9 protein-coding genes are annotated in these 10,042 nt (G+C 44.6%); 5 read left to right on the top strand and 4 right to left on the bottom strand.

Annotated features, from left to right (window positions below):
• Nucleotides 1–197: 197 nt before the first annotated feature.
• Nucleotides 198–980, bottom strand: a complete 783-nt coding sequence (hisF, locus tag ACT3SX_RS11595; RefSeq protein ID WP_192519631.1) for an imidazole glycerol phosphate synthase subunit HisF — start codon at nt 978–980, stop codon at nt 198–200.
• A gap of 190 nt (nt 981–1,170) precedes the next feature.
• Here hisF and ACT3SX_RS11590 point away from each other — a divergent pair, with 190 nt between their 5' ends.
• The 3 genes from ACT3SX_RS11590 to ACT3SX_RS11580 all read left to right on the top strand — a co-directional run bounded on the left by ACT3SX_RS11590 (nt 1,171) and on the right by ACT3SX_RS11580 (nt 3,608).
• Nucleotides 1,171–2,337, top strand: coding sequence for a homoserine kinase (locus ACT3SX_RS11590; protein WP_192519632.1), 1,167 nt, complete (start codon nt 1,171–1,173; stop codon nt 2,335–2,337).
• A 74-nt stretch (nt 2,338–2,411) separates the two neighbouring features.
• Entirely contained in the window at nt 2,412–2,699 is a 288-nt protein-coding gene (locus ACT3SX_RS11585) for a hypothetical protein (protein ID WP_225739196.1), read from the top strand.
• The gene (locus tag ACT3SX_RS11580; RefSeq protein ID WP_442069919.1) at nt 2,700–3,608 is read left to right on the top strand and encodes a class II glutamine amidotransferase; all 909 of its coding nucleotides are present in this window, start codon (nt 2,700–2,702) and stop codon (nt 3,606–3,608) included.
• 24 nt (nt 3,609–3,632) lie between these two features.
• Here the strand turns inward: ACT3SX_RS11580 and ACT3SX_RS11575 are convergent, their stop codons facing one another.
• Together ACT3SX_RS11575 and ACT3SX_RS11570 are read right to left on the bottom strand one after the other, a co-directional pair.
• A complete protein-coding gene (locus ACT3SX_RS11575; RefSeq protein WP_192519634.1) occupies nt 3,633–4,187 on the bottom strand; it encodes a YchJ family protein in 555 nt (184 codons plus the stop codon).
• Between the two features lie 190 nt (nt 4,188–4,377).
• Nucleotides 4,378–5,094: a metal-dependent hydrolase gene (locus ACT3SX_RS11570; protein ID WP_192519635.1), complete on the bottom strand. Its 717-nt coding sequence runs from the start codon at nt 5,092–5,094 to the stop codon at nt 4,378–4,380.
• Nucleotides 5,095–5,221: 127 nt separating this feature from the next.
• Here ACT3SX_RS11570 and ACT3SX_RS11565 point away from each other — a divergent pair, with 127 nt between their 5' ends.
• Both ACT3SX_RS11565 and acnA read left to right on the top strand, forming a co-directional pair.
• Nucleotides 5,222–6,232, top strand: a complete 1,011-nt coding sequence (locus ACT3SX_RS11565; RefSeq protein ID WP_192519636.1) for a DUF3025 domain-containing protein — start codon at nt 5,222–5,224, stop codon at nt 6,230–6,232.
• A gap of 288 nt (nt 6,233–6,520) precedes the next feature.
• Nucleotides 6,521–9,358, top strand: a complete 2,838-nt coding sequence (gene acnA / locus ACT3SX_RS11560) for an aconitate hydratase AcnA (RefSeq protein WP_192519637.1) — start codon at nt 6,521–6,523, stop codon at nt 9,356–9,358.
• A gap of 191 nt (nt 9,359–9,549) precedes the next feature.
• Here the strand turns inward: acnA and ACT3SX_RS11555 are convergent.
• Nucleotides 9,550–10,042, bottom strand: a 493-nt coding sequence (locus tag ACT3SX_RS11555) for a hypothetical protein (RefSeq protein ID WP_444761746.1), incomplete at its 5' end; no start/stop codon positions are given.

Below are 10,042 nucleotides of genomic sequence, written 5' to 3'. Positions count from 1 at the left end.
ATAAATATAGGAGTAAGTATAAATGAGCGATTAACTATAATAGATACGTTCAAATAATAAGTTTGATTATTTGGCTTGTTAATTAACCATGGTAATCAATCGCTGTAGTCAACGACGCCAGCAGTTAATTGAACAAAAATAAGTGGTTAGCGCTATGATAACATTTTTTTCTGTTTTATTTGTGTTTTACAAGCGTACTAAAGACGCATTTGTATACCTTGCGCTGCCATATATTCTTTGGCTTCTTGCACTGTGTACTCACCAAAGTGAAATATGCTGGCGGCAAGCACTGCATCGACACCGCCTTCTAGTACACCTTCGGCCAAGTGTTGTAAGTTACCAACACCGCCCGAGGCGATAACAGGTATGTTCACTTGATTGGTGATTTGTTTCATTAATGCTAAGTCATAGCCTTTTTTGGTGCCATCGCCGTCCATTGAGGTGACCAATAATTCACCTGCACCCAGATCAGTCATCTTTTTGGCCCAAGCCACCGCATCAATCCCCGTTGGCTTACGACCACCGTGAGTGAAGATTTCCCAACGTGGTACGATAATGCCATTCACATTGATATCAGCGACGCGTTTGGCATCGATAGCCACGACGATGCATTGGTTACCGAATTTCTGCGCGGCTTCGCCAACGAACTCCGGAGTAAACACGGCGGCTGAGTTAATCGCCACTTTATCTGCGCCAGCATTGAGCAAGTTGCGGATATCTGCGATTTTACGCACGCCACCGCCGACGGTGAGCGGGACGAATACGGTCTCGGCCATACGCTCGACAGTATGATAAGTAGTGTCACGCTCATCGTTGGTCGCCGTAATGTCCAAAAAAGTAATCTCATCAGCGCCTTGTTCATTGTAGCGTTTGGCCACTTCGACAGGATCGCCTGCGTCTTTGATATCGACAAATTGTACGCCTTTGACCACACGGCCGTTGTCCACGTCCAAACAAGGGATGATACGCTTTGCTAACATAGGGTCTTTCACCTTATAATCAATTCATTCTATAGGCGCTAGTCTAGCAAAAACCCCGCCGTTTCAGGCAGGTTTTCGTAAGATTATTATGCTTTTCGCCATAGTTTGCTTATACGCGTTACAATTACTGTGATTGCCGCTTAAATTTATTTTATTTAACTTTTTATTTAATTGCCAAAAGTGAGATGTCATGTCCGTCTATACCCAGTTAACCGATGACCAGTTTGCCGCCTTTTGCCAAAGCTTTGGCGTATCATTTGTGCGTGCCATTCCGATTACCCAAGGCATAAAAAACTCAAACTGGTTTATTCAAACAACTGACGATGTAGATGGTGCATACTCTTACGTGTTGACGTTATTTGAAGAGCGTCCACCCGCTGATATCGAAAAAATGGCGATTATCCTCAATCAATTAGATGGCAAGCTACCGGTAGCCGCGCCATTGGCTGTGATTGAATCTGATACCGCTGATGCTAATACAAACAGTGAGAACAGCTATGTTATTCATTACGAAAACAAAGCAATCACCTTGGTTCCCTGTCTAGCTGGCTCGCATCCTGAGCAAACCACGCCAGCGATGTGTCATGATATCGGTGCAGCACTAGCGATGCTGCATGAAACATTGCAAGCGCTACAGCCTGCTGAGCAATATGGCGTGCCTTTATATCCATGGAGCGATGTACGTGACCGTGAAATGCAGTTTATGCCAGGTGATGAAGCCAAGTTGATGAGTGATATTTGGCAGTCTTACCGCAATTTACCGCTTGAAACTTTGCCAAAAGGCTTATGTCATTTGGATATGTTTGCTGACAACACGCTATGGAACTTACAAAAAGGTGAGGAGCAATTAACGGGCTTGTTAGATTTTACCGAAGTCAGTGTCGAACATTATGTGATGGATATTGCCATTACTATCAATGACTTTTGTACGACTTGGGGCGATGCCGAGCAAGATGAACGAGTTCATTTTGATCGTAGTAAAATGGTAGCGTTTTTACAGGGGTATGAAGCCAAGCGCGCAATGAGCGAAGATGAAAAACGTGCGCTACCTGTAATGCTAGCAAAAGCGGCAGTGATTTTTTGGTTATTGCGTCTAAATGTGATTCATTACAACCGTACCGAAGGGCGTACAGGCGATAATATCATGGTCAAAAACCCTGACTTGATGAAACGTTTGGCCGCTTACCATTGGGCGCATGTCGAAAAATCGCAAAATACGGTATTTGTATTATTAAATAAGCAGGACAATCAAATTGTCGGTGTGTTTAGCAACATCACGCAAGCCGAGCAAGCGCAGGACACATTAAATAGTAGTGAGTCTGCTATCAAAGAATATAAGCTAGATCAATTACCGTAAGTATTACTGATTCACTTATTTTTGTACCAGCATCCAGTACTAAAATTTAGCACCAAAACCTCAGAGGTGAACCCATGACTGATCAAGTTGATAACTGGCACAAACTGGCACGCTTTGATACCAATATGCAGGGCGAGTTGCATGCCAATTTGCTGAGAAATAACAACATTACGGTATCGATGCAAGCGTTAAGTAGTATCCCAGGCATGAACTCAGGCGCGGTGCTATGGGTACAAGATACGGATTTAGCAGAAGCTCAGCGTATTTTGGATACCATACCAACTGATGGTGCAGCGCTGCTTGATGAAATGAGTGATGCTGACTTTGATGCGCTCAATAATAACAATGGTGGTAACGATTAAATGTGTCAACTCTTAGGAATGAACTGTAATACTCCAACGGATATTGGCTTTAGCTTTGCAGGGTTTCGCAAGCGTGGCGGCATGACGGACAGTCATGAAGATGGTTTTGGTATTGCGTTCTTTGAGCGTAGTGACTGTGTGAATAATGACGAAACGGTAAATGATTCAACGGGGCTGCGTTTGTTTCATGACAATCGCCCAAGCCATTTGTCACCAGTCGCTGATTTGGTCAATAACTACCCAATCAAAGCCATGAACGTCATTGCGCATATTCGTAAAGCGACGCAAGGACAGAACTGCTTGGCCAATACCCATCCGTTTGTGCGTGAGGTATGGGGTGAGCAGTGGGTGTTTGCGCACAACGGTCAGATGAATAGCGAGTTCATTAAACGCTGTCAGCGTCTGCAGGACAATGGCAATGCCTCACATTGTCAGCCCGTCGGCTCAACTGACTCAGAGATGGCCTTTTGTTATTTGGTTAATCGCCTAAAGAGCAGCTTTAAGTCGCGTCCTGACGACAAGACATTGTTTAACTTTTTGACCACACAATGCCGTTATCTATCTGCTAATGGACTATTTAATTGTTTGATATCAAATGGCAAGTGGCAGCTGGCTTATGCGGGTAGTTTATTGTTTTATCTTACGCGTAAAGCGCCATTTGGTGAAGCAAAACTGGCTGATGATGATATGGCGATTAACTTTGGTGATGTGACCACAGATACGGACAAAGTCACTATTTTGGTCACCGTACCATTGACTGAAAATGAGAAGTGGCCACAGTTAGCGGTAAATGAGTGCCTAATATTTCAAGATGGTGATGTCATTTATCAAGACAGTCCAAGCCAGCGCAAGTTTTTGACGATTGATGAAGGGATTGCGATTGCACGCGCGGTCGGGGCGAGTGTTTAGGAAGTGATAAACATCTGATACTATTTAAATGTAACCTCCACAACACCGCTTAAACTTCTCACCAGACCCGCAAATACACGGTTGCTTTTGCGTGATAGTCATCGCAACCGTCGGATCTAAAAAGTACCAGCGCGCATCGTTATCAGCCTTGCTTTTTACCTTTACAAAGGCAGATAGCTCATGATGCGTCTGTAATTCATTTGGCGTCTTAAAATAGGCTTTAAACTCAACTTGCGCGTGCCGTTTACCAAGCTTTGGGGTGTGTTTTACAATCTCTAGTCCTGCCCAGTCCGTTTCTTTTGCCCAACTCTCAATCGACTGTACGTCAAGTAATGCTTGCTGTGCAGGTACGGTGGTTTTTACAATGTAATCTGGTTTTACCAACACAAATGCACTATAGCGCGACCGCATGAGCCGCTCGGCTGTCTCTGCGCTCATACCATCTACCTGATCAATTTTGTCATTATAAAAAGCATCATGATAAGGCTGACAGCAGTCTTGATAGGATAGTGGCGTTGAGCCTACCGATGTTGATGCTGGATTGATTTGGCAAGGGCAAGTCTGTAGGGAAGGTTGCATATTTTACTCAAGGTTTTTTCGGGATTTGGTTCTGTAGTTTATATAGTTAGTCCTAAATAAAAGAGATATAACCATACGATACGGGTTAAATTTGTCTTGCTTGCTGTGCCTACGCAGACCGAGGCTGCGCAAATCTAATCCGTATAGCTGCATTTATTTTATAGTGGATTGACTATAACATTGTCAGATTTTAACGCCGCATACTCTCTATCATATCAGGCAGCATACCGACTTTGAGCTGTGCCCAAGGTGCTGGATCACGTAGCTGTTGCCAAAAAGGCTCAAAAGGCGGGGCAACATACAGCAGCAACAAAAGGATAATGTACAGTAGACAGTACCACCATTTATCATCATGCTGATAAAACTTCATCGCAGTACCTGATGAGCGCTTCATTTTCATATTGGATAAGTTAACGCTATAAAGCTCATCTAGGGTTAAATGTACCATAGCCCCACCAAATAAAAACAAACCATAAAACCAGCTGGTCGTTAGTGGCAACTGTAGTACAAAATAATTGAGATAAGTTAATCCCAGTCCGAGTATTGCCATATAAGGAACGGAGTGAATCACACCGCGATGCACCGTCATATTGGTGAATACATAAAATACCACATAGCGCATAAAGCCATAGCCTACCAGCCATAACGCCATCAATGATAATAAACTCAGTTCACTGCGCCAATGCATGACTAAACCAAAGGCGAAAATAAACGAAGTAATGTTGAACCCAAGCTTAATCGGTGTTGAATTATCCGAATCCAAGTCTGGTAACAACCCACCGATGGTGCCAAGTGCCACGCACACTAAAAACCCCGAGTCATTGATCAATCCAGCTTTATAAACCGTTAGACTCGCCGTGCCACTGACCATAAATGCAACGTTCAAGTGGGTGTTGAAATTTGCCATAAAAACTCATTTATCCATCGCGCTCAAAAAGACCTTTTGAGCGGCTCATCTAGTCGTAAAAAAGGGCACCATGATACCATAGCCCGCTCATACGTTTAATATAGACAACCCTTAAGAGAAAGCGTTTATGCCCACTAATGATTTACCTGTCATTCTTGACTCTGATGTCCGTGTTGAGAGCGCTACCGTGCTTGATAAAGACTTTGCCGAGATTGATTGGCAATCACCATGGATGTGTCACCTTAACCAACTGAGTAGTATCAGTGAAACCATTCAAAATCTAAGCACAATAGCAGCACCAAAAAATGAAATAGCAGGTGCGGTGATTGAGGAGCCGCTAATAGATGTCATCGCTGATATATTAAATACTGCGATTAATCGGCAGAGGAAAGAGACGCAGGGCTTTCTACCTACTACCAAGCCGACTGAAGACAATCAAGTGCAAGCTTTAAAGTTTGTCTCGCAGGATGCGCTACCTGAAGGTGAGGCGTATGAAAGTTTTATTGCAACGACTGGTAATATTCCGACGCGTGATAATTTACATGATTTATTTAACGGCAGTATTTGGCTGACGTTTCCGAAGACTAAGGCATTGCTCAATTATTATCATATGTTAGAGATAGCAGCACAAGGAGTCAGTGAGCGTCGAGGGCGTGTGCGAGATACTATCACTGTATTTGATGAAAATGGCGCCGTGCTCGTCACGGTAGATCCAAATATCGGCGAAGCGCTGATTGACTTTAATTGGCAGGCAAGTTTGGTGGTGCCACGCGCTCAATGGGACAATCCAAAACAACCAAGTTCGAGTGCTCAAGCCGCAGTCTATATCTTTGGTCATGCCTTACTTGAGCAACTGATACATCCACGCAAACCTCTATGCGCTCACAGCATTGTCATTCATGTTTCACAAGCGTTCTTTGCCTTATCATTAGCTGAGCGTATGAGCCGCTTGGATAATAAGGTTGCCGAATATATGAATACATTATTATCAAACGATGACGTCAAACCGCAACAGCTTGCACCACTGCCTATTTTAGGTGTGCCACACTTTTGGTCAGACAATATTGATCCGCGCTTTTACGATGATAACTATGTGTTTCGCAGTGGTCGTCGCAAAAAAATAATGAATGCAAAGTAATAAGGGCGATAGACAGCAGTGAGTATCTAAGCCTTTATTACGTTTACGATTGTGCCACGATTTGACTACGTCTAGGCGTTAACAAAGGCCGACATCTTTGTTATGGTAAAAGAACGTTATTGTTGAATCTAAGGTTTGAATTTATGCATCAGATTCCAAGTAACGATTGTCTCCAACAAACAATTATCTCTAACAAACAATGATGAAGGATTTATCTAGCCACCAATTATCAGCATAAGCGTTAAACCGTTTATGTTCAGGATATATAACAATGATAAGGAAGCTACTATGAGCGATATTTTTGATGTAAAAGACACGATTACGGTCGATGGCAAGGAACATGCCTACTACAGCCTACCAAAGCTGACCGAAACCTATGAGCATATCAAAACGCTGCCATTCTGCATGAAAATCGTATTAGAAAACCTACTACGTAACGAAGATGGCGGTCAGTCTGTAGGCAAAAACCATATCGAAGCGGTTGCTAACTGGGATGCAGGTGCTGAGGCGTCAAAAGAGATTGCCTTTATGCCAGCGCGTGTGGTCTTGCAGGATTTCACTGGTGTGCCTTCAGTGGTTGATTTGGCTGCGATGCGTGATGCCGTGGTCGAGCTTGGCGGTAATGCTGAGCAGATCAATCCATTTATTCCTAGTGAGCTGGTCGTTGACCACTCTGTACAGGTCGATGCTTATGGCCGCGAGGACGCGCTTGATCTCAACGAAAAGATTGAATTCAAACGCAACAACGAGCGTTATGAGTTCCTACATTGGGGGCGTAACGCCTTTGAAAACTTCGTTGTCGTACCGCCAGCAACGGGTATCGTGCATCAGGTCAACCTTGAGTATTTAGCACGTGTGGTTATGGCCGCAGATGTCGATGGCGAGCTGACAGCCTATCCTGACACCGTCTTCGGTACAGACAGTCACACCACTATGATTAATGGTATCGGGGTGCTTGGTTGGGGCGTGGGCGGTATCGAAGCGGAAGCGGCGATGCTCGGTCAACCTTCATCGATGCTGATTCCACAAGTGGTCGGATTTGAGCTGACAGGTAAGCTGACCGAAGGCGTCACGGCAACTGATTTGGTACTGCGTGTGGTTGAGATGCTGCGCGCACATGGCGTGGTCGGTAAGTTCGTTGAGTTTTATGGTGAGGGCTTACACAGTATGCCGCTTGCGGATCGCGCGACCATTGCCAATATGTCACCAGAGTACGGTGCGACATGTGGTATTTTCCCAATTGATCAAATGGCGATTGATTACCTGCGTCTATCAGGTCGTGATGAAGCACAGATTGAGTTGGTCGAACAGTATGCCAAGGCGCAAGGCCTATGGCACGATGCCGATACACCAGCGGCGACTTATTCGAGTAAGTTAGAGCTGGATTTATCTTCTGTACAACCAGCATTGGCTGGCCCCAATCTGCCACAGCAGCGTATTAACCTGTCTGATATGCATGAGAAGTTTGGCGAAACGCTAGAGAAGATGAACAAAGACCGTAAAATAGAAGCGGATGGTAAAATACGCTTTGATCAAGAAGGCGGCGAGCAAGAGCAAGCAGATGATTTGGCTGCTGAACCACAGATAGAAGTCGATACAAGTGATGACAATCTTCAGCATGCTCCGGCAAATAACGTCTTTTCGACTGTCAGTATCGATGATAAGCAGCACAAATTGAGAGATGGGTCGGTAGTTATTGCCGCCATTACTTCTTGTACCAATACCTCAAACCCAGCAGTAATGATTGGTGCGGGTTTGGTCGCCAAAAAAGCAGCGGCCAAAGGTCTAAAAGCCAAACCATGGGTCAAGACTTCACTGGCTCCAGGCTCAAAAGTGGTGACAGATTATCTAGAAAAAACCCATTTGATGGATGAGTTAGAAAAAACAGGCTTCTACCTAGTAGGTTATGGTTGTACAACTTGTATCGGTAATTCAGGACCACTGCCTGAGGCTATTGAGAAAGGCATTGAAGAAAACGACTTGGTCGCTGCTGCGGTGCTATCAGGTAACCGTAACTTTGAAGGTCGTATTCACTCACATGTGAAGGCCAGTTATTTGGCATCACCACCGCTAGTGGTAGCTTATGCATTGGCAGGTACGGTCGATATTGATCTAACGACCCATCCACTAGCACAAGACCAAGACGGCAATGATGTCTACTTAAAAGACATTTGGCCGACCTCTGATGAGATCAATGAGTTGATTGCCAATAACATCGATGCTGATATGTTCCGCAAAAACTACGGCGAAGTGTTTGACGGCAGTGCCGCGTGGAATGCGATTAGCTCAGCAGATAGCCAGTTGTATCCGTGGAGCGAGGAGTCAACTTACATCAAGAACCCACCGTTTTTTGATGGTATGACCATGGAGCCAGAAGGTATTCCTGATATCCAAGGTGCACGTATCCTAGGTCTGTTCGGTGACTCGATCACCACCGATCATATCTCACCAGCGGGTAATATCGACCCGGACTCACCAGCAGGTAAATACTTGCAGGAGCGTGGTGTGATGGAAGCAGACTTTAACAGCTATGGCTCACGTCGCGGTAACGATGCCGTTATGACTCGTGGTACTTTTGCCAACATCCGTATCAAAAACACTATGATGGGCGGTAAAGAGGGCGGTTACACCTATTATTTCAATGGTGATAGTGCAACGCTCCAAGACGGCGAAGAAATGCCCATTTATGACGCAGCGATGAAGTACAAAGAAGACAAGCGTCCGTTAGTCGTGCTCGGCGGAGCAGAGTACGGCTCTGGTTCCAGCCGCGACTGGGCAGCCAAAGGTACGATTTTACTCGGCGTAAAAGCCGTATTAACCAGCTCATTCGAGCGTATTCACCGCTCAAACCTAGTGGGTATGGGCGTATTGCCGTTGACCTTTAAAGACGGTGAAAATGCAGCTACTTATAAGTTGGATGGTTCGGAAGTATTGAGCATCACAGGTTTAGACAATGGCGAGAGCAAAACGGCCAACGTTACGGCCACTCGTGCCGATGGTTCTACCGAGAACTTTGAGGTCAATGTTATATTACAAACGCCAAAAGAGCGTGAATACGTGCGCCATGGCGGTGTATTGCACTATGTACTACGTCAACTGGCTGCTGAGAGTAAAGACGCAGGCTAGTGAGGTAATAGACTTAGCATGGTAAAAAGCCCAATCCCTATAAAGTAGGGGATTGGGCTTTTTTATTAAGTAACCGGGTGTTATATCGGTATAGTTGCGTTCAGATAACTTCGACACAAGGAAACTGGGTGCAGGCTATATATTAGTATGGCCAGCGGATATGACGATATAGCCGATCTATACAAATGAGTCTAATTGACGTTTGAATATAACTGATCTCTTACTACAACCAGTGCCGACAGAGCGGCTTGTTCATTGGGTTGTTCTGGTAAAGGGCTTTTTTCAAATGCCTCTAAAATCTTAGCACTCAATTGATCTGCTTGAGTCAAAATCGAATTATACTCTCGTGCACCTGATTTAATATTGAGTAGTTCGTCACGATTAGGGCGTTTGACGATTACTTTTCCAGTCATTGCAATATCGTACGCCACCTCAAGCAGACGAATCGTATGCATCATATTTTTGGCATCGTATTCTTTAGCATGAGTCATAGTAGCTTGATAGCGTGATTCATTACGATTAGCAACCCACTGCCAGTATTCCTTATAATCGCGACAATACTTACTATAGCCTTGTTCATTAAATGATAGATAAGCGATAGGTGTCATTCCTAGAGGAATAGTGCTTAGGCGTAGCTGAGTAGCATCGACATGTTGATATAAGCCTGAAAAACCTAGCCCCACC

Source organism: Psychrobacter sp. AOP31-B2-9, assembly GCF_052378005.1.
Lineage (GTDB): Bacteria > Pseudomonadota > Gammaproteobacteria > Pseudomonadales > Moraxellaceae > Psychrobacter.
The sequence above is the reverse complement of the archived record's forward strand: the minus strand, read 5'-3'. Positions and strand labels throughout refer to the sequence as shown.

Coding starts and splice junctions, on each gene's coding strand:
- hisF (WP_192519631.1), bottom strand. CDS start 980: ATGTTAGCAAAGCGTATCATCCCTTGTTTGGACGTGGACAACGGCCGT.
- ACT3SX_RS11590 (WP_192519632.1), top strand. CDS start 1,171: ATGTCCGTCTATACCCAGTTAACCGATGACCAGTTTGCCGCCTTTTGC.
- ACT3SX_RS11585 (WP_225739196.1), top strand. CDS start 2,412: ATGACTGATCAAGTTGATAACTGGCACAAACTGGCACGCTTTGATACC.
- ACT3SX_RS11580 (WP_442069919.1), top strand. CDS start 2,700: ATGTGTCAACTCTTAGGAATGAACTGTAATACTCCAACGGATATTGGC.
- ACT3SX_RS11575 (WP_192519634.1), bottom strand. CDS start 4,187: ATGCAACCTTCCCTACAGACTTGCCCTTGCCAAATCAATCCAGCATCA.
- ACT3SX_RS11570 (WP_192519635.1), bottom strand. CDS start 5,094: ATGGCAAATTTCAACACCCACTTGAACGTTGCATTTATGGTCAGTGGC.
- ACT3SX_RS11565 (WP_192519636.1), top strand. CDS start 5,222: ATGCCCACTAATGATTTACCTGTCATTCTTGACTCTGATGTCCGTGTT.
- acnA (WP_192519637.1), top strand. CDS start 6,521: ATGAGCGATATTTTTGATGTAAAAGACACGATTACGGTCGATGGCAAG.